Genomic DNA, 24,134 nt, shown 5'->3' with positions numbered 1-24,134 from the left:
AAGCGTGTCTCTCTGAATAAAAGACGGGAGCCGACGCAAGGGGTCTGATGGGCCGCTTCTTCACTTCGTGGCAGCACCGCGGTTGGAGGGCCGGGCTACACCGGAAAGGCAACCGACCCTTCTGGGTCGGGGAGTGCCTGTCGGAGCTCTTTTCGGGAGCTTATGTCGAGCTTGGTGAACACTTTGCGTAGGTGCCACTCCACGGTGCGGGGGCTGAGGAACAGCTGGGCGCCGATCTCGGGGTTGGTGTGTCCGGCGCGGGCAAGCCGGGCGATCTGCGCTTCTTGTGCGGTGAGTGCGATTACCGTGTCGGCCGCGGGTTTGTGTACCGTCTCGCCGGTCGCGAGGAGCTCGCGGCGAGCGCGCTCGGCGAACGCCCCGGCACCGAAGCGGCTGAACGCGGCGTGGGCGCGATGAAGTTGCTCGCGGGCGTCCAGAATCCGGTTCTCCCGGCGCAGCCATTCGCCGTAGATCAGGTGGGCTCGCGCCAGATGCATCGCGACGCGGGTGCGAGCCAGCCGGTCGATGGCCTCCTGGTACAAGTCCTCGGCGGCCGGCCCCTCGCTGAGCATGGCCCTGGAGCAGGCCTCGATCCCGAGGGCCCAGTCGGTGCCGCTGGCTTGGGTGCGTTCGCCGAGCAGTCGCAGGGCGTCGGCGGCAATGTCGGGGCGGCCGCTGCGTGCAGCCGCCTCGACCAACTCGACCAGCGCCCACCCGAACAGGCTCAGATCGTCATGAGCGCATGCGCGTTGGGCGGCGTCTAGCGCAGCCGCGTAGTGGCCGAGACCGTTGTTCAGCACCGCGGTCGCGTAGTCCGCCAACGTGATGGCGATGCCCTCACCCCTGGCGGTCGCGTTCTGAACCGAGGCCTCGCTCAGTGCCACCGCCTCGGCCTGCCGGCCGCACCAGGCTGCGAGCATCAGCGAGAGAAGGTGAGGCGCGTTCCCAACAACGTGGGTGATCGCCTCCGCCTCGTCGATCAGTTCCGACGCGGGGGCGAGCTCGCCGGCGCGCATGTGCACGTTGACACGGTGGGCGAGCACGATGTCAAGGACGGTGAGTGCGCCGGCATCGCGCGCGAGCCGGACTGCGCGGGTGGCCAGCTGATGACAGGCCTCGTCGTCCCACAGGTCCGTTGCGATGCGGCAGGCAAGCGAATACCAGCGCAGGTCGTCCTCATCGCGGCCATCCCCGTCGCGGAACGCCTGCAGCGCTCGCCGGAGCAGCGGAACGGCTGCTGCATAGCCTTCGGTGAACCGCATCGCCAGGCCGTCTAGGAGTGGGTCGACGGGTCGGGGCAGCTGCGCTGCCGGGGGCGCCCTGCGGGCGGCCTCGGCCACGGAGGCCACCCCGCCGCCGAGGCGGCCGGCGGCAATCGCGGCTTCGAGTGCTTGGAGGTACGTCTCGCGGGCAAGCCGCGGGTCGAGCGGTCCGAGGCGTTCAGCAGCGGCGAGCAGCAGGAGGGGAGGGTCGCTGCCGCGTGTTCGCGCAAACGCGATTTGGGCCCGCAGCAGGTCCACCCTGGCGCGCTGAAGCTCCTCGAGTGGGCCCAGCTCCGCCGTCGTGAGCAGTCCTAACGCCGCGTCGGGCGCCCCGGTCTGGTACTTGGCCTGCGCTGCGGCCAGCGCCCGCTCCCCCCGCCGGGTCGGATCGGGCGTGAGCTCGGTCGCCCGCTCCAGAAAGGCGGCGGACGCCGCGATCCCGCCGCGGCTCCGGGCGCGGTCGGCCGAGCGCTCGAGTTCGGTGGCCACGGCCTCGTCCGGCCTGTCTGCCGCGCGGGCGCGGTGCCAGGCCCGCCGATCGGGATCTGTCTGCGGGTCGGTCACCTCGGCCAACGCACGATGAACCTCATGACGGTCGCGCAAGTAGGCCGCCCGATAGGTCGCCGAGCGCACCAGCGGATGACGAAACCGCACCCGGGCCCCGAGCTTGATCAACCCCGCGTCCTCGGCCGGGGTGGCCGCGTCGGCTCCGATCCCAAGCCGCTCGGCCGCTCGCCACAGGAGGCTCGCGTCGCCGAGCGGTTCGGCCGCCGCGGCGAGCAGGAGCTGCTGCGTATGCTGTGGAAGCGACTGCAGCCGGCGCCGGAAACTCTGCTCGATCCGACTTGTGAGGGGCCACGCGTCGGGAAGGCCGAAGCCACCTGCCAGCTCCGCTGGTGTCAGTCCATGGGGCAGCTCCAGCAGACCGAGCGGGTTGCCGCGCGTCTCTGCAATGATCCGGTCCACTACCCGCTCGTCCAGCCGCCCGTGGATCGCCGAGGTCAACAACAGCCGGGCGTCGCCATTGCCGAGCCCTTCGACCACCAGCTCCGGCAGGCCATTCAGTTCTCGGTCGTCACTGGGCTCACGCACTACGAACACCAGGGCAACGGGATCGGCTTGCATGCGTCGCGCTACGAATGCCAGCGCCTGTACCGAGGCCCGATCCAGCCACTGCGCGTCATCGATGAGGCACACCAGCGGCTGCGCGGTCGCCACCTCGGACAGCAACGTCAGGACCGCCACGCCCACCACCAAGCGAGTAGGGACACCCCCTTCGTGCAGCCCGAACGCGACGCGTAGTGCGTCCCGCTGCGGACCCGGCAAGTCCTGCAGCCGCTCGAGCATCGGTGCGCACAACTGATGCAGCCCGGCGAGGGCCAGCTCCATCTCCGACTCCACGCCACCGACCTGGGCGATCCGGCAGCCCGACGCCCGCCCTCGCAGATAGTCCAACAGGGCTGTCTTCCCGACGCCGGACTCGCCGCGCAGGACCAGCACCGAACTCCGACCGGCACGGACCCCGTCTAGCATCCGATCCAGCACGTCGCACTCATGGCGCCGGCCACGCAGCCCAGACCCGGGATGGCCCGTGGACACAGCCATGCCCGATGGTAGCCGGGACGGCGGCTGGACTGGCAAGATGTCCGTCGATTCGCTGACGGTCATGGCCGACAGGGACTACGTGTCCCACGAACTCGACGCCCGGCGCGCTTCCAACGGATCCCAGTCGCCGCGGGCCAGGAAAGGGTGCTGCCGGTGCTGATGACGCTGTGCTTCTGACGGTTCCTGACCGCGCCGATGGTCCTGGGCGCGCACGACCACGCCGATCCGCTTGACAGCAGCCAACGGCACTCTGATCCCGTTACAGGCCATCGGTCAACCACGCCGGAATTCCGGTCGGTCGAGCGTTGCCACCGGTCGGTCACGCGCTGGGGAGCGGCGTGACCGACCGCACCCCTTTACTACGGCAGGGCACCCGGCGCTGCGCGAGTTGTAGGGGCCGTCGGCCTGGCCGTGCCGATTGCATCTCGCGGCAGCGTCCGCCGCCGAGTGGGTTCAGGCCGAGCTCGCTGTGGAGGCGACGGTGGTTGTTCCAGTCACTCGGCCACCGCGGTTTCGAGTCGTCGATCCCCCGCCACGGGCCCTTGTTCCGGACGAGTTCCGCCTTGAACAGCGAGTTGGACGGCTCGGCCATCGCACTACCGTAGGAATCACCGACCGACCCGATCGGAAGCGCCCGCGTCCCGCGCGTGGCCCGGACCGACGCGACATCAGCCCAGGTACCGTCGTAGCGGCTCGCGCCGGGGCGCAGAACGTCGTCGTGGTCGACCCCGTGCCGTTCAAGCTGGAGAAGGCCCGGGAGCTGGCATCGGCAATCTCGAAGGTCACGAGCCGCGCTCCCGTCTGCTGGACTCGCTCGATCGGCTCGTGCGGCAGGTGTCCTGTCGGGGTTGGTGACCGCGGACGAGGCGTTCGGGCAGAGCCGTTGCAGTAGCGAGCGTGTACCGGCCGGTGAGGGACCCTGCTAGGCGCTAGGTGGGCAAAGGTGCAGAACGCATTGTGCGGCGAAGCTGATGGCAGGGACGCCGAAGAGCAGCTGACCGTGGCTGCGGGCGCTGTTGCGCTCGGTCTACGACCAGCCCCACGCCACATCGGTGCACGCCAGTTCGACCGGATCCTCAACCCGATGTTGCCGCCGCTCATCAACGGATAGGCAAGCGCGTCGGCCATCAGCCCGGCCAGCGGCATCTCGTGGCTGTAGGACTCGATACCGATGACACGCATCAGATCGACGAGCGACTGCACCGCCGCCTCGGAGCCGAAAACCTTGGCGTGGATGCCGCGCTCCTCGGCGTTCGGGTCGCGCAGGTCCGCGGCCACGCAGGCCCGCCAGGCCAACGCCCGGGTCGCCTCGATGCGCGTCTTGACGTCCGCGAGCACGAAGGCCACGCCCTGGTGGTCGATGATCGGCACCGACCCGCCGCGGCGGTCGGAGCGGGCGAAGTCCAGCGCGAATGCGAAAGCCGCGCATCACCCGGACGGCACACGCCCCGACGGCGGCGCCCCCGAACGCGGCATTGATCAACGTGAGCCCGGTGCCGGGTTCGCCGATGATGTTGTCTGCCGGCACCGTCACGTCGACGAGGTCGAACTGCCGAAGCAGCAGGGCCCGGTGGCCGAGCGGATCGAATGAGCCGGTGATCTGCAGCCCCTCGATCGACCCCTCGACGGCGGCGACGGCCAGCGACTCCTCCGGTAAGCGCCCCGCCCCGGCGCGGCACGCGACGGTCATCAGGGTCGGCCCGGTTCCGTCCCAGCCCGTGGCACCCGACACCCGCTGCTTGCTGCCGTCGATGATCCAGTGTCGGCCGCGGCGTCGCATGGTCGTACACAGCCCGGTACCGGGCTCGACGGAGTCGAAGTTGGCATTGCCGCCCGGTTCGCTGAACGCCAGGGACGCCACCGGTGCGCCCTGCGTCCTGAGAAACGGGGTGAGGAGGCGTTGCTGGCTGCTCGGGTGTGCGACCTCGCAGCACCGGCGCGAGGCCCAGCGACGTCGAGAACAACGACAGCGCGGCGCTCGGATCGCCGGCGATCAGTTCCTCGGCGAGGATCGCGACGGTGACGGCGCCGGTACCATCGCCGCCGAGCTCCTCGGGCACCAACTGACGCAGGAAGCCGACCTCGACCATCTGCTGGTAGAACGGCAGCGTCGCCCGGTGCCGCTCCTCCGCCGCCGGGAGGTGGCGCGTGGCCGGGCCGACGCCGCTGAGCACGTCGCGGGCGAACTCCCGGGCGCGAGCACGGAGCAGGCGCTGCTCCTCTGTCGGTGTGAAGTCGATCGGCATCGTTCCTCCTGCGGTTCAAGGCGTTGTACCGCCGGCCGAGCCCACCCTGACCCGTGCCTTCTCCGCTCGACTAGCACCAGCGCGCACCGCGGTTGGCTCGTCGCGCACGGAGGACGCTTTGGGGCATATGTGCGCGCTCACGCCAGGTGTCGTGCGCGCACGGTCAAACCGCACCGTGACCGCGCACCGAGGATCTCTGTTGACTGCTGTTCGGCCGCCCCCACCGGCGACCCGGAGACCACGATGAGGAGAGTTCGTGACCACGACACCCGACGTGCTCGGCCCAGCGACCCACCAGCACACAAACCGCGCCTTCCGGCTACGACGGCGCCCCAACGGTCCGGCCGCCGCCGGCGACCTCACACTCGTCACCGAGCCGGTCACACCGCTGCGTGAAGGACAGGCCCTCGCCCGCACCCTCTTCCTGTCGGTCGACCCGGCGAGCCGCATCTGGATGGACCACGACCGCCCGTTCATGCCTGCGGTGCCGATCGACGCGGTCATGCGTGGCTTGGGTGTCTGTCAGATCGTCGCGTCTCGCCGCGCCGAAGTCGCCGTCGGCGACTTCGGCGCCGGCTTCACCGGCTGGCAGGAGTACTGCGTCGTCGACGACACGACGCTCGATGCCCCGCTCAGCGTCCTGCCCTCGCCGCTACCCGCGCCGGCGTCGGCTTTCGTCGGGGTTTTGGGCCACACCGGGATCAGCGCCTACCTCGGCATCGACTTCTTGGACCCGCAGCCCGGTCAGACCGTCGTAGTGTCCGCCGCCGCGGGTGCCGTCGGTTCTGTCGCCGGGCAGCTCGCCAAGGAGCGCGGTGCGCGGGTCGTCGGCATCGCGGGCAGTCCGGAGAAGTGCCGGCACGTTGTCGAGGACCTAGGGTTCGACACGTGCATCGACCACCGGGCGGCCGACTGGCAGGCCCAGCTCGACGCAGCGACGCCCGAGGGCGTGGACGTCGTTTTCGAGAACGTCGGTGGTGAGATCATGGATCACATCCTCATGCGGATGAACCTCCATGCACGCGTCTTCGTCTGCGGGTTGATCGCCCACCACAACGTCGGCGACCGCGACACTTGGCGGGGTCTGGTCAACGTCGACCAGGTCCAGATACAGCGCGCCACGATGCTCGGGTTCATCGTCACCGACCATCTCAACCGCTGGCCGGAAGCGATCAATCACCTTGCCGAGCGCCTCACCACCGGCCGGCTGCGCCATGAGGAGACCGTTCTCGAAGGCTTGGATGCCGCCCCCGCCGCGCTCGATCGCGTCTTCTCCGGGGCGGAGATCGGCAAGATCCTGCTGCACATCGCCGACCCCACCTGACCTTCCTCTCCCCGGAACCGCCCGCCATCACGAGCAGTGGACCAGCACCAAGTCCGACGCCAACAACCCGCGATCGGCCGGAATGATCGCGCTGACATGCAAGGAAATCTGCCGGCTGCTCATCGAGCCCGCCTGCCCGTCCCGAACCGCGATTCCGCCGCCAACACCGCGGCTGCCTCCGGTAACTGATCCGATCGAAATGAGGATGATTCGATGACCTTTCAGCTGGGTGTATACAGCTTCGGCAACACACCATTGTTGGACGACGAGCGTCTCGGCCCCACGTCGCAGGCGATTCGCGATGTGCTGGAGGCCATCACGCTGGCTGAACAGGTCGGGCTGGACTTCTTCGGCGTGGGGGAACATCACCGCCAGATCATGCCCATCTCCTCGCCGAGCTCGGTGATCAACGCGGCGGCTGCCGTGACCACGCGCATCGGACTGGGCAGCGCGGTAACCGTGCTGGCTACCGACGATCCGGTGCGGGTCTATCAGCAGCACGCCACGGCGGCGGCTCTCGCTCCGGGCCGTATCGAGATCACGGCCGGCCGGGGATCGGGGACCGACTCGTTCCCGCTGTACGGCTACCCTCTGGAGGACCGCGACTCACTGTATGCGGCCAAACTCGACCTGCTGCTGGCGGTCAACGCGGCCGAGCAGGTCACCTGGGATGGGCCGCACCGAGCGCAGCCGCTGCGCGACGTCCTGGTGGTACCCCGCGCAGATCCCCCGATGAAGATCTGGCTCGGTTCCGGCGGCAGCCTGGAGTCCTCCGTGCGCGCCGGCTCCCTCGGACTGTCGATCGCCTACGGCATCCTCAACGGCACCGCCGACCACTGGGCCCGCATCGCCGGGACCTACCGCGAGGCCGGCTACCGCGCCGGACACGACCCGGCCACTCTGGAGGTCTCCGTCGCGGGGCACGGCTTCATCTCCACAGACGGCCGCGCCGCCAAGGAAAACCTCTACCGGTATGAGAGCTCGGTACTGAGGACCGTCGGCCGCCCCGTGCCCGACCGAGCCTACTTCGACACCAACTATGCCCCGGGCGGCATGACCATGGTCGGCGATCCGAGTGAGATCGCCGACCGGCTCATCGCTTTTCAACGCGTGCTCGGCCACAATCGGCAGGTCCTGCAGATGGATCTCAGTGGGATCCCCCATCGGGAGGTACTGCGCTCCATCGAACTGCTGGGCACCGAGGTCGCCCCGAAAGTACGAGCTGAACTGGAATAAGCACCAGCTCGTTCGAAGATATTGCAATTAACTCCGCACTCCCGCGTGATCTGCTCGTGCAATTAACGGCCGCCCCCACCGGCGACCCGGAGACCACGATGAGGAGAGTTCGTGACCACGACACCCGACGTGCTCGGCCCAGCGACCCACCAGCACACAAACCGCGCCTTCCGGCTACGACGGCACCCCAACGGCCCGGCCGCCGCCGGCGACCTCACACTCGTCACCGAGCCGGTCACACCGCTGCGTGAAGGACAGGCCCTCGCCGGTGCAAGAGCCCGCGCGGATCAGCCTACCGAAGGGCGACACGTCCCGCATTTCGATGAGGAGAACGGACAACCGATGTCCGAATCTGCCTTTTCGACATGGACGGGAGCTCTACTCATGCCCCCCGATAACCACGTCACTCTCGGCCGTTCCGGGCTGCGGGTCAGCCCGTTCGCGCTCGGCGCTACGACCTTCGGGGAGGATCCCAGGGCCGCCGGCGAGGGCGCGCGGGCGCTGTTCGCGTCCACCTGGGAGCGCGTGCAGGCGACCGACGAGCTGGGGGCAGCGTGAGTGGCGAGACACAACGACGCCGCGCGCTGGGCGAGTTCCTCAGAGCCCGGCGGCAGCAGATCGTGCGCTCCGAAGTCGGCCTCCCGCCGACCGGGAGGAAAAGCGGTCTCGGGCTGCGCCGCGAGGAGATCTCCTACCTGTCCGGTGTGAGCATCACGTGGTATACGTGGCTCGAGCAGGGGCGACAGATCACGCCGTCCCGGCAGGTACTGGAAGCGATCGCACGCACCCTGCGCCTGTCCGTCGCCGAACTCGCCTACATCCTGTCGCTTGCCGGGCACTCCGCCCCCGACGCATCTGAGCCACCCCCGACGGCACTGTGCCACGTCCAGCGGCTGCTCGACGTACTCACGATCTACCCGGCATACGCGATCGCCCCGGACTGGACGGTATCGGGATGGAACGTCGCCTACGAGGCGCTGTACCCGAACGTAGCGACCGCCCCGGTGGCGGACCGGAACCTGCTCTGGCTCGTATTCACCGACCCCTACCTGCGTGACCTGATGGCCGACTGGGATGACACCAGCCGCCGTCTCCTCGCCCAGTTCCGAGCTGAAGCCGGCCCCCGGCTGGGCCACCCGTCCTTCTCCCGCCTGGTCAAGCGACTTCTTGAAGCCAGCGAGCCGTTCCGCGCCGGCTGGGAGAGCCACGACATCGAAGGATTTGCTGCACGGGAGCGCCTGTTCCACCACCCCGTCGTCGGCAACCTCTACATGGAGCAACACGTACTGACACCCTCGGACCAGCCTGACCTGCACGTGGTGATCTACACACCCCTGCTGACCACCGACACTGCCGCGCGGCTGCATCGATTGGTCGGCACAGCTACTCCGGACTGATCTTTGAGGTTCCCCGAAGCACGGACACCTTCGGTGCGGGGTCAGTGATCTCAGCCTGACAGGGCGTGAGAGTTGCGAAGATTCCGATGCCAGAATGTGCCCATCGAGGCCAGCAATCTGGCGTCGCGGAGCCACTTCCCGAGGCCCACGACGCGAACTGCGGGCCGTGATCGGAGCACGGCACGTTCGCCTCGCCGGTGCGTTCTTTCTCAGGCTGCCGGCGAATGATGGAGCCACCACCGCCGAGTACTCGGACCAGTCGCCTGATCGAGACGGCGATGGGGCGTCGCACCCAGGCCCTCGTGGCGCAACTCGATGGTTCCTGCCGCGCCGCGGACCGACCTCGCCGAGGCCACCGCGCAAGCGTTCGACCCAACACCCCGATGCACAGATCCTGACCAGCTTCCCCGGGATCAGTCCACTCACTGGCGCCCGCGTGCTCGGCAAGATCAGCGATGACCGTGCCCGGTTCCGGGACGCCCGAGGATTGAAGTCCTATGCCGGCTCCGCGCCGATCACCATCGCTGTCAACGGTCATCGGGGACTTCAAGTGGGCGGATAGCACTTCTCCGGGTGGGCGGACAGTGGTTCTCCAGATGGTCGGTTAGGCCAGGCGGCCACCCCCCTTGCCGGCGATTGCTTCGGTGAGACGGTGACTCTCACCCTTCGTCAGGACCAGGTGCGCGTGTGCAGCAACCTGTCCACGGTGGCCGTGATTATCTAATCGTCTCGATCGTTTGTCCACCACACCAACGGCACTATTTGAAGATCAGGGTTGAGGTAACCGCCGCCAAGGTTTTCGGCATGACCGAGTCGAATCACTGGGTTGAATGTTGCTGGTCACCGCGATCGGACGGCGCTCGTAAGCGGCGTCGATGATGATGCGATAGAACGCCTCAGCGGCTTCCTGCCCGGCGGGGAGCATCCCGATATCGTCGACCACGATCAGGTCGCACCCGCAGATCCGGGCGTGTCCCGGAAATCTCATGTCCGCCAACCCGGAGATTTCATGCCCGCCTGTCCGGACCAAACTGTCCGCCACCCGGACCTTTCCATGTCCACTGGTAATCGACCTGGGAAGGAGCCTGGTGGTGCATCATCGCAAGGCCAAGACCAGCGGCTCCCCACGGTCGGCCACGTCTGGATCTTCGGCGCTCCCCTCACCCTGCTCGCTTATCTCCCGGACGACGACGACCTCGCGCGGCTGGTGGTACCGCTACTAGTGGCGATGCTGTCTTCGCAGCCCGTCATTCGTCATGGATCGTTGGGTACATGGCAGGCAAAGAGCACTAACTGATTCACAGGGGGGCGATAAGCGCACCCTCTCTCCCAGTGCGGAACGGTGATCCAAGAAACTGGAGCACTGTAAACACGGGCGAGATCGTGCGGAATTCTCCATAGGATTCAGGATATTCTCAATTCGCGTTGATAAACGATCTGTTGACCATCCCATCTGGCAAAACGGATATATCTAAACCGTGCCAGTTGTGCTCGCAACGCGTAAGACCGAGGTAGCCCTCCGGGTCCACGACGCGGACGCCGTCGACCCGCTGCCGCCGTCGGGTCCGTCCACAAGGGACGTGATCCGTTCCGTGCCCCGCCGCCCGGTCCTCGACCGGGCCGGGGTCCCAACCGATGATCACCTGAGGAGCAGAACGAATTGGATGCAAACATTGTCGCGAGCGGAACCGGCAACGGGAAGCAGCTACTGCGGACCGTCGGCGATCGTAAGCCCTTGGTGTGGAAATTCGGCGGCACCTCGGTTGCCGACCATGGTCGGCTCCGTGCGGTTGCCGAGCGCATGGTCGCAGCGCAGCGTGCCGGTCACGACGTCGTGGCGATCTTGTCAGCCATGGGCAGGTCGACTGACGCGCTGTCGGCTATGGCCTACGAGATGTCGGCGCGGCCTCCCCTGCGCGAACTGGACGCACTCCTTTCCGTTGCCGAGTCGATCTCCTGCGCGCTGGCCTCGATGGCGGTCGCGGATCTCGGCTCCCACGCCGTGTCGCTCAACGGAGCGCAGGCCGGCATCCGGACCGATGACAACCACGGCAACGCCCGGCTGAACGACATCGCCCCTCGGCGGATCCGCGAGACGCTCGCAGGCGGCTCCATCGTGCTGGTCACGGGTTTCCAGGGGATGTCCGAGAGCGGCGACGTCACCACCTTGGGCCGGGGGGGATCCGATGCATCCGCAGTGGCGGTAGCGGCGGCACTCGGCGCGCACGAATGCGAGATCTTCACCGACGTCCCCGGCGTGTTCACCGCCGACCCGCGCATCGTGCCAGACGCACACCGGCTCGACGTCATCCGCCATGAGGAGATGCTGAAGATGGCCGAGGCCGGGGCCGCGGTGCTCCAGCCGCGCTCAGTGGAGCTGGCCATCACCCATGGCATCGACATCCACTTGCGCTCCAGCTTCAACACTGAGGTCGGCACCTGGATCCGGCATGCCGGGGGCCGGTTCGAAGTCCGGGGGGCCTTCGACGTCGCTGGGATCGCGCATCGTCGCCAGGAGTCCTTGTACGGGGTCAGAGACGTCGACGTGAGCGAGGTCGCGGCGGCGTTGGCCGAACGCGGCATCGCCATGGGCGCCGCAGTGCCGCGCAAGGGCGGGCTCGAGTTCACCACGCCCGGCGTCAGCGCGCTCGAGACGGCGGCAGCGCTCGATGCGGTGGGGGTCCCGGCGAAGGTCGACGAGGACCTCGGCTCCATCACGGTGGTCAGCCTCGGCATCGGCCGGCGCCCCGGCATCATCGCGCACTCCCGCGCCGCGTTGCGCGCGGCAGGCATCGCGCCGCGCCTGATCACCACAATGCCAGGCCGGGTTTCCGTACTCGTGGACTCGAACCTCCTGGAGGAGGCGGTGCGGGTGCTGCACGCGACCTTCATCCCGGTAGCCCCCGAGCCCCGACTCATAGCCAGCCCCGCGGCGTGAGACACCGACCGACCCTCCCAAAAGGAGCCCTCATGACAACATCAGTTTGGAACGCCGGTCACGGCGGCATGTCGAACCCCGACCGCTCCCCGCTGCTCGTCGGCGCCGAGTACTCGCCAGGACGGCGGACCCGCCCCGGTGAGCGACTGCACGAGGTGTTCGAGGAGCGCGTCGACTGGATGCGCTCCTTCGCCGAGCCCGCGCATCTGGCCGTGGACGCGGGTGGGGTTACCCTCACCTACCCCGAGCTGGACGAGCGGGCCAACCAGCTGGCGCGCTACCTGCTGACGCAGGGAGCGCGGGCAGGGGACCGGATCGGGCTGCTGTTCGACCAGGCCGTGCACACCTACGTCGCGATGCTCGCGGTGTCCAAGATCCACGCTGCGTACGTCCCGCTCGACGTCGGCTTCCCACCCGACCGCATCCACTACATCGTGTCCGACGCCCATGCCCATCTCGTGCTCACCACATCCGGTGTTCATGAGCAGGTCTACGGCCTCGAGGACATCGCGCCGCAGCCGCTCTACCTCGACGCCGCTGCTGCCCGCATCGCGGGACAGGCCCCGTCCCCGCTCACCGACGTCGAGCGTGGCGATCCCGTCGACGACCTCGCCTACCTGATCTACACCTCCGGCACCACCGGACGCCCCAAGGGCGTGGCGATTTCGCACGCGAGCATCTGCAACTTCGTCCGGGTCGCTGCCGAGGTCTACGGCATCCGGGCCGACGACCGCGTCTACCAGGGCATGACCATCGCCTTCGACTTCGCCGTCGAGGAGATCTGGGTGCCGTGGATATCGGGTGCGACGCTGGTTCCCAAGCCAGCTGGGCCCAGCCTCGTCGGCCTGGACATGCACGAGTTCCTCACCGAGCACCACGTCTCCGCAATGTGTGTCGTCCCGACGTTGCTGGCCACCATCGAGGAGGACCTGCCAGAGCTGCGGTTCCTGCTGGTGTCCGGCGAGGCCTGCCCGCAGGACCTGATCCGTCGCTGGCACCGTCCGGGGCGGCGGTTCCTCAACGTCTACGGTCCGACCGAGGCCACGGTCACTGCCACTTGGACGACGCTCGACCCCGACCGGGCGGTCACCATCGGGCAGCCTCTGCCCACCTACACCGCGGTGATCCTCGACCCGGAGGACCCGAGCCGCGCTCTGCCGTTCGGCGAGGTCGGTGAAATCGGGCTCGCCGGGATCGGACTGGCGCAGGGCTACCTCAACCGGCCGGACCTGACCGAAAAGGCCTTCGTCCCGGACGTGTTCGGGGTGCCGGAGAACCCATCGGGCCGCGTTTACCGGACAGGTGACATCGGCCGCGTGAACGAGTCCGGTGAGATCGAGTATCACGGCCGGATCGACCTGCAGGTGAAGGTCCGGGGTTATCGGATCGAGCTGCCGGAGATCGAGACCGTCCTGATGCAGGTCCCCGGGGTGGCGGCCGCCGTGGTCGACACCTTCGAGCCGACACCCGGCGCCGTCGAGCTGGTGGGTTACTACACCCTTCGCCGAGGGGTGCGCAAGTTGGAGCCGGACACCATCTACCACAACCTGCGCCAACGCCTTCCGTCCTACATGGTGCCCGCCTACCTGGAACCGCTGGCGTTCATCCCGATGACCACAGCGGGCAAGATCGACCGGAAGGCCCTGCCAGCACCGGCGTCACGGCGCCGGACCGCGGGCGGCACGCACGTCGCGCCGGCCTCCGAGACCGAGCGGCTGCTCGCCGACGCGCTCGCGGCGACACTCGGCCTGGAGGACGTGTCCGTCGAGAGCCAGTTCTTCGACGACCTTGGCGCGAACTCGCTGCTGCTGGCCCAGTTCTCGGCCAGAGTGCGCAAGACCGGCGGGCTGCCGTCGTTGTCAATGCGGGAGATCTACCAGAACCCGACGATTCGCAGGCTCGGGAAGGTGCTCGACCCGACGGGGACCGGTGTCATCGGGCCCGGACCGAAGTCGGCGACTCGACGCCATGAGGTGGCGCGAGCGAGCTCAGTGCGTTACCTGGCGACAGGCGCCGCGCAGCTGGTGGCGCTGGCGACGGCGTCCTATGTCGGGGCGCTCCTGCTCGCCAGGGGATTCGTCTGGTCCAAGTCGGCCACCACCCTGCTCGGGGTGTTCGCGCGCTCCGGCGGCAACGCCGTCGTGGATTTCCTCGCAATCTGCCTGCTGCCGATCCTGGCGAAGTGGACATTGATCGGACGCTTCACGCCACGCGAGATCCGGCTGTGGAGCGTCCAGTACTTCCGGTTCTGGCTGGTCAAGACGCTCCTGACGATCAGCCCGATGGTGCTGTTCGCCGGCACCCCGATCTTTTCGCTCTACCTGCGCGCCCTGGGAGCCAAGGTCGGACGCGGCGCGACGATCCTGTCCGCGTCGGTCCCGGTGGCCACCGACCTGATCACTATCGGCCGCGACACCGTCATCCGCAGGACCAGCTCGTTCTCCGGCTACCACGCCACCAGCGGGATGCTGCGGACCGGCCGGGTCACGATCGGGAACGACGCCTTCGTCGGCGAGGCGACCGTCATCGACATCGACGTCGAGATCGGTGACGGCGGCCAGCTCGGCCACAGCTCGGCGCTGCATCCCGGCCAGCGCATCCCGCCAGGCGAGCGCTGGCACGGGGTGCCAGCCGAGCCGACGGACACCGACTACAAGGTGCTCGCGGACGCGTCGAGGGGATCGCTGCGCCGGTTCGGGTACAGCACGGTGCAGCTGCTGGCGACGCTGGTCGTCGGAGCAGCCCTCTCGGGTGTTCTGGTGGTCCTCCTGGCCGAGTTCCCGGTGGTGTCCAGCTTCTTCGACCCCACCCGTTACTCGCTGTCCTCCTCGCGCTTCTACCTTTCAATCGCGGCCATCTCGGCGATTCTGTTCCTCGCCGGGGTACTACTGAACCTGGCCGTCAGGACGACTGTGCCGCGCCTGCTCAGCCTCTTCGTCCGTCCCGGCCGGACCTATCGGCTCTACGGGGTGCGCCACCTCATGGCCTCGGCGATCATCCGGCTGAGCAACTCCAGGTTCTTCATGATGATGTTCGGGGACAGCTCCGCCGCCGTCCCTTACACGCGCGGCATCGGCTACCACCAGCCGCAGGTCGAACAGACCGGCTCCAACTTCGGCACCGAGATCCGTCAGGACTCCGCGCTGCTCACCACCGTCGGCACCGGCACCATGCTCTCCGACGGGATCTCGATCATGAATGCGGACTTCTCCAGCGCCACGTTCCGCATGTCGCCGATCGCCATCGGCGCGCGCAACTTCATCGGGAACAACATCTCCCTGCCCACCGGTGCCAGGATTGGCGACAACGTCCTGCTCGCAACGAAGGTCATGGTGCCGATCGACGGGCCGGTCCGCGAGAACGTCGGCCTGCTCGGCTCACCTCCCTTCGAGATCCCGCGCTCGGTCGCAAGGGACTCCCGGTTCGACCACCTCAAGACCCCGCAGGAGCGGCGAAGGCGGCTCGCGGCGAAGCTGCGGCACAACATCGGCAGCATGGCGGTATTCATAGCGTTCCGGTTCGTGCGTTTCTTCGCCTTCGTGCTGATCATGACCATCTCCGCCGGCTTCTACCAGCGGTTCGCTGAGCTCGCCCTCACCGCGGGTTTCATGGCCAGCGCGATGTTCAACATCCTGCTGGCCGCGTTCGCCGAACGCGTCGTGCTCGGATTCCATCGCCTCGTCCCGCGGTTCGTGTCCATCCACGACCCGAACTTCTGGCGCCACGAGCGGCTCTGGAAGGTGCTGGCGGTAGCGGCATTCGCTGGCACTCCGTTCCGCACCCTCCACTGGCGACTGCTCGGTGTGCGGGTCGGCAAGCGGCTGTTCGACGATGGCAGCACCATCCCGGAGAAGACCCTGGTCACCCTGGGCGATGACGTGTTGCTCAACGCCGGCAGCGTCATCCAGTGCCACTCGCTCGAGGACGGCACCTTCAAGTCCGACTACACCACCCTCGGCGACGGCGTCGTCGTCGGCATGGGGGCGTTCGTGCACTACGGCGTGACGATGGGCGATGGTTCGGTGCTCGAGGCGGACGGCTTCCTGATGAAGGGCGAGGAGACCGCACCCTTCACGCGGTGGTCCGGCAACCCGGCCACCGAGACCCGTGCGGCCACGCCCGAGGCTCAACTCCGCCACCCTCCCCGACTCGGCGATCGAGGCCGTCACCGTCGCCATCGCGGCCCGCGGATCCCGCACCCGCGCCGGTCCGCCGCATGACTACCGGCGGCACCGGTCCCACCACGCACTCACCAGCGCCCACTCGAACTCCACAGGAGAAGCTCATGACCGCCACAGCCCGCCTGACCTCGGCCCAGCCGCACGTTAGCTCTCCGTTGCCCGGCCCACGCTCCGCCGAGCTGCTCCAGCGCCAGGCACGCCGCGAGTCGGGGGCCCGCGTCTACCCGAGGCACTTCCCGTTCGTCGTCGCCGAGGCGCAGGGCAGCTACATCCGCGATCTCGACGGCAACGTGTTCATCGACTTCCTCGCCGGGGCAGGCGTGCTCTCGTTCGGGCACAACCACCCCGAGCTGGTCGAGGCCGCCACCAAACAGATGTCGGTCTTCACCCACGGACTCGACATGCCCTCACCCGCCAAGGACGCGTTCACCGAGGCGCAGCTGTCGATGCTGCCCGAGCAGGTGCGCGATCACATGAAGATCCACTTCTGCGGCCCAACCGGGGCGAACGCCGTAGACGCGGCGATCAAACTCGCCAAGACGGCCACCGGACGGGGCGGCGTCGTCGCATTCCAAGGTGGGTTCCACGGCACCACGCACGCGACCATGGCCCTGACCGGCAACCTGTCGAACAAGGGCGCCGTCGCCAACGGCATGCCCGGCGTGCACTTCTTTCCCTACCCCACCGGGTGCGTGCCCGACGACGTCGACCCCGCCACCTGGGACGCCACCTGCGCCGCGCTACTGGAGAAGGCGCTGACCGACCCGAACGGCGGCATCCCGACGCCGGCCGCAGTGATCATGGAGATGGTGCAGGGCGAGGGCGGAGTCAACCCCGTCACGCTGCAGTTCGCACAGCGAGTGCGGCAGCTGACCCGCCAGCTGGGCATCCCGTTGATCGTCGACGAGGTGCAGACCGGATGCGGCCGCACCGGCACCTGGTTCGCCTTCGAGCAGTACGACATCGAGCCCGACATCATCGTGGCGTCGAAGGCCCTCAGTGGGATGGGCCTCCCGATCGCCATCATCATGTACCACCAGGACCTGGACGTCTGGGCCCCGGGAGCGCACACCGGCACCTTCCGCGGCAACCAGCTCGCCTTCGCCGCAGGCGCTAAGGCCGTCGAGATGGTCCGCCGCGACAACCTGCTCGGCAACGTGCAGGCCCGCAGCGAGCAGGTCGCACGGGCTCTGGAGCCACTCACCGCCCACCGCGGGGTCCGCGAGGTCAGGGGCAAGGGGCTGATGTGGGGCGTCGAGCTCAACGCACCAGGCGACGGCCGCAACGCCGGGCAGCTGGCGGAGGAGGTGCAAGCGCGTGCGCTACGGGCCGGCCTCATCCTGGAGCTCGGCGGCCGCGACGACTGCGTGGTGCGCATGCTGCCACCGCTCAACGTCACAGCGGAGGTCATGGATATCGCCCTGACCATCATGGCCCGGGCCATCAAGGACGCCTACCGCGAGCAGGCGCTCGCCGCGTGAGCGCCTCTCGACGAACACGCGCACCGCTCACGGTAGCCGCGCTGCTGGCCGTGTTCGCCCTGGCCACCTCCTGTGCCGGCGTCACACCGGCACAGGAGGTGGCCGTCTCGGACTACGGCAGCGGGCTGTGGCCGGACCGTCCTCGGGTCGGGCTCTCCTTCGACGTCGCGCCCGACCTCACCTCGGCGACTGGGAAGGAGTCGGTCGCGTTCACCCCGGACGCCCTGACCTGTGAACTGGACTTCCGGGCATGGCCCAACAATCCGATCATGCACGAGGCCGGCGACGCGCTGACCATCACGTCGGCCGGCGTCGAGGGCCAGCCGACGACCCCTCAGGTGACGGCAGCCGGCGCCCCGGACGGGGCACTCGGAACGCTGATCACGATTCCCCTGCGGGACTGCCTCGCCGCCGGCCAGACGACGCACGCCGAACTCGACTTCCGGCTGACCCTCGGGGCCCACGCCGACGAGCGGGTTGGTTACTCACCCGAGTCCCGGACCGCCTGGTTCGGCTCGGGATTCCCCCTCCTGTCGTGGATCCGCGGCTCCGGCTGGGCGCGTGACCGCGCGGTTCCGATGAACGGCGAGACCGCCGCCAGCGAGGACTTCATGCTCTCCGACCTCTCAATCACCGCACCGAACGACTACAAAGTGCTCGGCCCGGGAACCGCCGCCGGAGAGGCCACCGGGCCCACCCCCGGCACCACGACCCACCGGTTCGACGCCCCGGCGATCCGCGATGTCACCGTCGAGGTCGGCCAGTACGACGTGCTCGACCGCGACATCGGTGCTGTCCACCTGCACCTGGCCACCCCGACCAGCGGCACCAAGGCCACCCCCACGCAGTGGGCGGACCAGATCGAGCACACCGTCACCGGCCTGACCCAGCTCTTCGGCCCGTTCCCGTACCCGGACCTCACCGTCGCCATCACCCCTGGCCAGGGCGACGGCACCGAGTACCCGACCGCTTTGCAGATGGGCGACTCCAAGAACGACGACCTGCCCGCGCTGATCGCGCACGAGGTCTCCCACCAGTGGTTCTACTCACTGGTCGGCAACAACCAGGCCCAGGACCCGTGGCTGGACGAGTCGTTGGCCACCTTCGGCGAGGCCGTCGTCGGCGGCGACGCCGGCGACTACCAGTACGACAACGCACCACACAGGGTCGTCGGGCTGATGGGCCGACCCATGTCCTACTGGGCCGCTCACGGCGGGTTCGCGCGCTATACCCAAGGCGTCTACAACCAGGGCGCCGCCGTGTTGCTCGAAGCCCGCCGCCGCGCCGGTGACCAGGCATTCGACGCGGACCTGCGCAAATACATCGTCGCCAACGCCCACCGCGTGGCCACACCAGTGAGTTTCGCGCAGGCGTTCGGCGACCAGCCCCCGGTACTCGACCTGCTGCGCAATGCCGGGGCCCTACCGATCAGCAAATAGCGACATCGACCGACGGAGAACGTTCATCTACGCCCGCTACTCGCAGAGAGGCCGCAAATGACATCGAACAGCCACCCCGCAGGCCCACGCCCCGTCGCCGTAGTCTACAGCGACGACACGACCGGAGCCGCGGACGGGGACGACACCGACGCTCTGGCGGCGATGCTCACCGCCGCGACGAGCTGGAACTTCGACGTGATCACCGCCGGGCCGAACGGGACGATTCCCGTACGCAAGGCGCTGGAGTTACCCGGTGTGCGGCTCTACGCTCAGCCCGGCGCCGCCGGCGACGATGATGCTGCCTACAGACGCCAGAAGCACGACAAGTCCGCGATCCGCGCTTTCGTCCATGCCGGCGGCCGCTACCTGGGAATCTGCATGGGTGGATTCCTGGCCGAACCCGGCTTCTTCAACCTGTTCCGTGGCCGAGTCGACGAGTACTATTCCTCCCCCGGGGCGACGGTGCGGACCCCGGACCCCGCCGTCATTCCGATCACATGGCGCGACACCACCCGGCAGATGTACTTCCAGGACGGCGGATTCATGGTGCCCATACGCCGGACCAGCGGAGCCACCGTGTTGGCGTGCTATTCCAACGGATCTATCGCCGCACTCGTCACTCCCTATGGACACGGCAAGGTCGGGTTGTGCGGTCCCCATCCCGAAGCACCCCTCGAGTGGTATCGAAAGGCGAAGCTCCCTTATCGCGGACCCACCCAAGACCTGGGTGACGACCTCATCGACACCCTCATGGCCCCATGACCAGTCCGCACCGGGCGTCACCGGCGCCCTCCGGGATCCCCAAGCGTGAAAGCGTGATCCGTCGATCAACGCCCGGCGAGCGGCTATGACGAGACCTCGGCGACCCATACTCCGTAGGGCAAGCCCGGGTAGTGCCACTGCTAGTGGCAGCGCCGTCTTCACCCGCGGTGATACGGACTGGACCATAGGTGCCTGGATTAGCTGAGATCACGCACCCATTCAGGAGAGAGGAAGTGGTGAGGGTGTCAACAGCGCACAATCCCGCCCGGCAGACCGTCACCGACCGTCTGCTGGACTCGCTCGATCGGCTCGTACGGCGCCATCGCGGGCTCGCACTGCACAGCGGTGAGGACACCGGCTCACTCAGTGCGCTACATGTCGAGCTCATCGCCGCCGAGGTGGCACAAGAGCTCGAGATGGCGCGCATCGCATCGGACCAGCAGCTTGGGACCCGCCGAGCGAGCTGACCAGCAACCAGCAAGGTCGTTGTCAAGGCCCCGTTGTCGGCCGCCGTTATCTTCGCTGAGTCTGGTGGCCGTGACGGCGGGGGCGTCACCGGTGGCGGGCTGGCCGGGCGCGGCGCGCGAGTCACGCCCAACGGCAGCGGGTACTGCCCCGACCGGGTCGCCCGGCTGTCTTTGTACGGGTCGAACGGCGGCTGGTCGTCGCGGCAAGTGCAGCTCGCACTGCAGACGGCCAACACCATTCCGAGCGAAGGCATCCGCGAGGAGCCGCCGGCGACGGCGCACCTCCACCCACTCGACCCGAAGTTCGTGTCTCAGGCCATCACCGAGATCGCCTATCTGCGCGGCCAGCGCGAGATCCGGATACGCACACAATTTCGCCGCGTGCGCGCAGAGCTTTGCGTCCTTACTTTTCACCTGCGAGTTCGGCCCGCACGAGCGGAGCGACCTCGGTGCCGAGGAGCTCGATTGAGGTGAGCACGTCGGCTTGGGGCATCCCGCCGATATCCATCTGGAGGAACTGCCGCCGGTGGCCGAGGTGCCGGTGCAGGTCGATGATGCGCTCCGCGATCTCCTCGGGCTCACCGGCGAACACCATGCCGCCAGGTGAGTAGTTCGCTTCGACGGCCTCCCACCGCGAAGGCAGCGTCCTGCCCGCGAGCGCGAACGAAGCGATCTCGTGACGGTGGAAACGTTGCTTGGTGGCGAGCCCGTTCTTGCCGATGAACCCGTGGGATGCCACTGAGATCTCCAGCCGTGCAGGGTCAACGCCGTTGTCCTGGGCGCTGCGTCGGTACAGCTGCCCCACTTCTCCCCAGCGCGCTGGGGTTCCGCTGAGGATGCCGTAGGAGATCGGCAGTCCCGCGGATCCGGCGCGGATCGACGAACCGGGACTCCCGCCGCTGCCGACCCAGATCTTCAGTGGCTCGTCGGGCCGAGGCACGACGAGTGCATCCTCGAGCGGGGGCCGGAAGGCACTCTGCCAGGTGACCAGCTCCCGCTCGCTGACGGCCAGGAGGAGGCCAAGCTTGTCGGCGTACAGACGGTCGTAATCATCGAGGTCGTAACCGAACAACGCGAACGACTCAGTCGACGACCCGCGGCCGACGATGAGCTCCACCCGGTCTCCCCCGAGGATCGCCGCGGTGGCAGCCTGCTGGTAGAGACGGATCGGGTCATCGGTCGACAGCACGCTCACGGCGGTCGAGAGGGTGATCGACGACGTCGTGGTCGCGGCCGCGGCCAGCAGCGAGACCGGCGACGACACCGGAACCTGCTCGTGGTGGTGCTCCCCGACGCCGAAGAAGTCGAGCCCCACTTGCTCGGCTACGTGGATCTGTGCAAGCACATTGCGTACCGCTTGAGCGGTACTGACCTCGTCACCGTTGGAGTCGCGTCCCGCTACACCGAAGCTGTAGACACCTAGTTCGAATCTCACCCGAGTCCTTCCGTCGCGCAGGCAACGCGAAACTAATCACTGGTAGTCTGAAGTTGCCCGGTTGGCCTCGTCAATCAGGCACTTTCCCGTGACAGAGTTTCCTGGAGGTGACCATGGCCGCCCCGTACCCGGAACCGACGTTCTCACTCGCCGTGGGGCAGAACTGCCGCGCGCGTGAAATCCTCGACCTCGTCGCCAACAAGTGGTCACTCGGCGTCGTCGACACCCTGGAGGCTGGCCCGCAACGGTTCGGTGAGCTCAAGCGCGGTATCGCGGGCATCAGCCAGAAGATGCTCACCTCCACCGTGCGCGAGCTGGAGCGCGACGGGATCATCACGCGCACGGTGTACGCCGTGATGCCACCCAATGTCGTCTATGGGCTCACAGACCTGGGGAAAACGCTCCTCGCCGCGACGCGCCCCCTCGTCCGCTGGAGCCTGGAGAACATGGCAGCGATCGACGACGCTCGGAGCGAGTTCGACGAGAGGTCTCGCGAAATTGCGCCTGGCCGACCCGCAAAGTGAGCTAGCACTCAAGCCATCGCACATCCGATACGCGATTTCATTTCCACCGGAACACACTATCGGTTTTCCGAAACACACGAAGTGCGCTGATCCGCCACCCCATTCGCGTGACCAGCACCTCGGGCTGCCGGTCCGGTTCTCGACGAGGCGGCATCCCATGATCGGGCATAGGATGCCGCCTTGTTCGCGAGCGCCCCGTTAGTCGAGGATCGACTTCAGGTTCTGGTAGCTCGCCAAAACCTTCGGGCCCGAGTTCGCGACCGATGCCGCTGTTCTTCACGCCGCCGATCGGGGCGGAGGGGTCGGCGACATAACTGTTGATCCCGACGCTGCCCGTGTGCACGCGTCCCGCGAGTGCACGCCCGCGGTCGGGATCGGTGGTCCAGACCGAGCCGTCGAGGCCGTCCGACGAGTTGTTCGCCACGCGCACGGCGTCATCTTCGTCGACGTAGGGCAGGACGACGACCACGGGATCTCTTCCTGCGCCACCGTCGACGCGGGATCGATGTCGGTGAAGATCGTCGGCTCGACGAACCACCCCTAAGTAAGGCCGGCCGGACGCCCATCACCCGTCGCGATCCTGCCGCCTTCCGCGCGGCCCTTGGCGATCCAACGCTCGACCCGATCGCGATGACGCTCGCCCGCCAGTGCCCGATCTGCGTTGTGGGATCCGGGGATTCACCGACCTTGAGCGAAGCCGCGGACTCGGTCACGAACAGGTCGGCTTCGATGGTGGCGAGGTCGAGTGCCGCCGCCCGGATCGTCGAAGGCGTCGCGAGCGGCCGCGACCGCTGCGTCGACATCGATTTCCCGAGCTTCGGCCACGGAGCCGAGGTCCGATTCGGTGTTCGGTGACGCCCCGGTGATCGTCGCCGTGCTGCTCGGCGTGACCCATTGGCCGCCGATGTACAGCTGGTCATGGTGTGCGTCCACGCGGACTTGTCCGTCGGATGTGCTTCAACGGCGCAAGCGTACCGTGGCGGACGCGGGGGCTAAGTTTTCTCGTTCGATACACCCGGAGTGAAGACGGTCCAGGAGTTCGCGTCCAGTCCGTAGGAGCGCAGACGGCGGTACAGCATCGTCTGGCTGATGGCGAGGAACTCGGCGGCGCGCACCTTGTTGCCGTTGCACCCGGCGAGTGCCCGGGCGATCGCGTCGCGCTCGGCCTGCCACGGTGCGCCCCGGACCGGCCGCGAGCCTTGTGACCCGATCCGACCGAGCCGGTGCAACCGAAGCCGCGAGCCCCGAACCGGAAACAGCCGTGGCTCGCGGCTTCCGGCCGTTCGGATCTGCCGGTTTCAGGACGTCGCACGTCGACGTTGACGGTACTTGCGCATCGCGACCTGGCTGCTGCACGTACCGCTGCAGTACGCGCCGGATGCGTTGCGAGTGCGGTCGAGAAACGCGAAGTGGCAACCTCGGTTGCGGCACGCCTTGAGCCGACTCCACGAACCCTTCAGCCCGAGTTTGGTCACCGCCGCGAAGACGCTGCCGAACGCACCCGGGAGCCCGTCGTGAGCCGGAGCCAGGTCGGCGCCATCGTGGTTCGCTACGGCCACGAGCGGATAGCGGAGAGCGGTGCGACGCAGGAAGTCCTCCGTCTCGTCGCGGGTCTGCTCACTCACCTCCGAATCATCGGAATGACTGAGCAGCAGGGTGATCACGGCGTCGCGCAACTCGCGCGCGGAAGCGGCGTCCGCTTCTGTTGCATCTGAAGCCGCCTCGGCGAAGCCGTGCTCGGCCAGCCACGCCGACAGGCCGGCAGCGTCGCCGAAGCGCTCGACCCGGCCGAACCGGTCGACGTGCGTGTTGGCGAAGTCCACCACCAGCTCCACGT

Annotated in this window: 17 protein-coding genes and 4 pseudogenes; 14 read left to right on the top strand and 7 right to left on the bottom strand. The window is 67.9% G+C overall.

Annotated features, from left to right (window positions below; genetic code table 11):
• Positions 1–95: 95 nt before the first annotated feature.
• Positions 96–2,867 carry an AAA family ATPase gene (locus tag ABZU76_RS38305; RefSeq protein WP_354879241.1) on the bottom strand — a complete coding sequence of 924 codons (2,772 nt, stop codon included), beginning with the start codon at positions 2,865–2,867 and terminating at the stop codon, positions 96–98.
• Positions 2,868–3,805: 938 nt separating this feature from the next.
• Here ABZU76_RS38305 and ABZU76_RS38300 point away from each other — a divergent pair.
• Positions 3,806–3,928 (top strand): annotated as a pseudogene (locus tag ABZU76_RS38300) (transposase); the annotation flags it as partial.
• Positions 3,929–4,019: 91 nt separating this feature from the next.
• Here the strand turns inward: ABZU76_RS38300 and ABZU76_RS38295 are convergent.
• Positions 4,020–4,238: pseudogene (locus tag ABZU76_RS38295) on the bottom strand (acyl-CoA dehydrogenase family protein); the annotation flags it as partial.
• 596 nt (positions 4,239–4,834) lie between these two features.
• Positions 4,835–5,113, bottom strand: a pseudogene (locus ABZU76_RS38290) (acyl-CoA dehydrogenase family protein); the annotation flags it as partial.
• A gap of 256 nt (positions 5,114–5,369) precedes the next feature.
• On the opposite strand from ABZU76_RS38290, the gene ABZU76_RS38285 reads away from it, so the two are divergent.
• The 12 genes and pseudogenes from ABZU76_RS38285 to ABZU76_RS38230 all read left to right on the top strand — a co-directional run bounded on the left by ABZU76_RS38285 (position 5,370) and on the right by ABZU76_RS38230 (position 20,338).
• On the top strand, positions 5,370–6,437 hold the full coding sequence (locus tag ABZU76_RS38285) for an NADP-dependent oxidoreductase (RefSeq protein WP_354879009.1): 1,068 nt from the start codon (positions 5,370–5,372) through the stop codon (positions 6,435–6,437).
• Between the two features lie 213 nt (positions 6,438–6,650).
• Entirely contained in the window at positions 6,651–7,673 is a 1,023-nt protein-coding gene (locus ABZU76_RS38280; RefSeq protein WP_354879006.1) for an LLM class flavin-dependent oxidoreductase, read from the top strand.
• Between the two features lie 384 nt (positions 7,674–8,057).
• Positions 8,058–8,231 (top strand): hypothetical protein, encoded by a 174-nt coding sequence (locus ABZU76_RS38275; RefSeq protein WP_354879003.1) that lies wholly within the window; start codon positions 8,058–8,060, stop codon positions 8,229–8,231.
• Positions 8,228–9,070, top strand: coding sequence for a helix-turn-helix transcriptional regulator (locus ABZU76_RS38270; protein WP_354879000.1), 843 nt, complete (start codon positions 8,228–8,230; stop codon positions 9,068–9,070). Before ABZU76_RS38275 ends, ABZU76_RS38270 begins: the two co-directional genes overlap by 4 nt.
• A 241-nt stretch (positions 9,071–9,311) precedes the next feature.
• Positions 9,312–9,596, top strand: a pseudogene (locus tag ABZU76_RS38265) (transposase); the annotation flags it as partial.
• Between the two features lie 300 nt (positions 9,597–9,896).
• The gene (locus ABZU76_RS38260) at positions 9,897–10,367 is read left to right on the top strand and encodes a hypothetical protein (protein WP_354878997.1); all 471 of its coding nucleotides are present in this window, start codon (positions 9,897–9,899) and stop codon (positions 10,365–10,367) included.
• Between the two features lie 363 nt (positions 10,368–10,730).
• Entirely contained in the window at positions 10,731–12,008 is a 1,278-nt protein-coding gene (locus ABZU76_RS38255; RefSeq protein WP_354878994.1) for an aspartate kinase, read from the top strand.
• A gap of 32 nt (positions 12,009–12,040) precedes the next feature.
• Positions 12,041–16,228 carry a Pls/PosA family non-ribosomal peptide synthetase gene (locus tag ABZU76_RS38250; RefSeq protein WP_354878991.1) on the top strand — a complete coding sequence of 1,396 codons (4,188 nt, stop codon included), beginning with the start codon at positions 12,041–12,043 and terminating at the stop codon, positions 16,226–16,228.
• Between the two features lie 65 nt (positions 16,229–16,293).
• Positions 16,294–17,670: a diaminobutyrate--2-oxoglutarate transaminase family protein gene (locus ABZU76_RS38245; protein ID WP_354878988.1), complete on the top strand. Its 1,377-nt coding sequence runs from the start codon at positions 16,294–16,296 to the stop codon at positions 17,668–17,670.
• Positions 17,667–19,109, top strand: a complete 1,443-nt coding sequence (locus ABZU76_RS38240) for a M1 family aminopeptidase (RefSeq protein WP_354878985.1) — start codon at positions 17,667–17,669, stop codon at positions 19,107–19,109. Before ABZU76_RS38245 ends, ABZU76_RS38240 begins: the two co-directional genes overlap by 4 nt.
• A gap of 57 nt (positions 19,110–19,166) precedes the next feature.
• Complete coding sequence (locus ABZU76_RS38235; RefSeq protein WP_354878982.1) at positions 19,167–19,871, top strand: hypothetical protein; 705 nt, start codon at positions 19,167–19,169, stop codon at positions 19,869–19,871.
• 242 nt (positions 19,872–20,113) lie between these two features.
• Positions 20,114–20,338 (top strand): hypothetical protein, encoded by a 225-nt coding sequence (locus ABZU76_RS38230; RefSeq protein ID WP_354878979.1) that lies wholly within the window; start codon positions 20,114–20,116, stop codon positions 20,336–20,338.
• 403 nt (positions 20,339–20,741) lie between these two features.
• On the opposite strand, the gene ABZU76_RS38225 is transcribed toward ABZU76_RS38230, so the two are convergent.
• On the bottom strand, positions 20,742–21,773 hold the full coding sequence (locus tag ABZU76_RS38225) for an LLM class flavin-dependent oxidoreductase (protein WP_354878976.1): 1,032 nt from the start codon (positions 21,771–21,773) through the stop codon (positions 20,742–20,744).
• Between the two features lie 113 nt (positions 21,774–21,886).
• Between ABZU76_RS38225 and ABZU76_RS38220 the strand changes: the two genes are divergently transcribed.
• The gene (locus tag ABZU76_RS38220) at positions 21,887–22,297 is read left to right on the top strand and encodes a helix-turn-helix domain-containing protein (protein ID WP_354878973.1); all 411 of its coding nucleotides are present in this window, start codon (positions 21,887–21,889) and stop codon (positions 22,295–22,297) included.
• Between the two features lie 37 nt (positions 22,298–22,334).
• Here the strand turns inward: ABZU76_RS38220 and ABZU76_RS38215 are convergent, their stop codons facing one another.
• The 3 genes from ABZU76_RS38215 to ABZU76_RS38205 form a co-directional block, all read right to left on the bottom strand.
• Positions 22,335–22,766: an aldehyde dehydrogenase family protein gene (locus ABZU76_RS38215; RefSeq protein WP_354878970.1), complete on the bottom strand. Its 432-nt coding sequence runs from the start codon at positions 22,764–22,766 to the stop codon at positions 22,335–22,337.
• Between the two features lie 523 nt (positions 22,767–23,289).
• Complete coding sequence (locus tag ABZU76_RS38210; protein ID WP_354878967.1) at positions 23,290–23,526, bottom strand: helix-turn-helix domain-containing protein; 237 nt, start codon at positions 23,524–23,526, stop codon at positions 23,290–23,292.
• Between the two features lie 69 nt (positions 23,527–23,595).
• Complete coding sequence (locus ABZU76_RS38205; RefSeq protein ID WP_354878964.1) at positions 23,596–24,132, bottom strand: ABATE domain-containing protein; 537 nt, start codon at positions 24,130–24,132, stop codon at positions 23,596–23,598.
• Positions 24,133–24,134: the final 2 nt, after the last annotated feature.

It is taken from the genome of Amycolatopsis sp. NPDC005232 (genome assembly GCF_040607795.1).
Classification (GTDB): Bacteria; Actinomycetota; Actinomycetes; order Mycobacteriales; family Pseudonocardiaceae; genus Amycolatopsis.
This window is presented reverse-complemented; position numbering and strand designations above follow the sequence as displayed.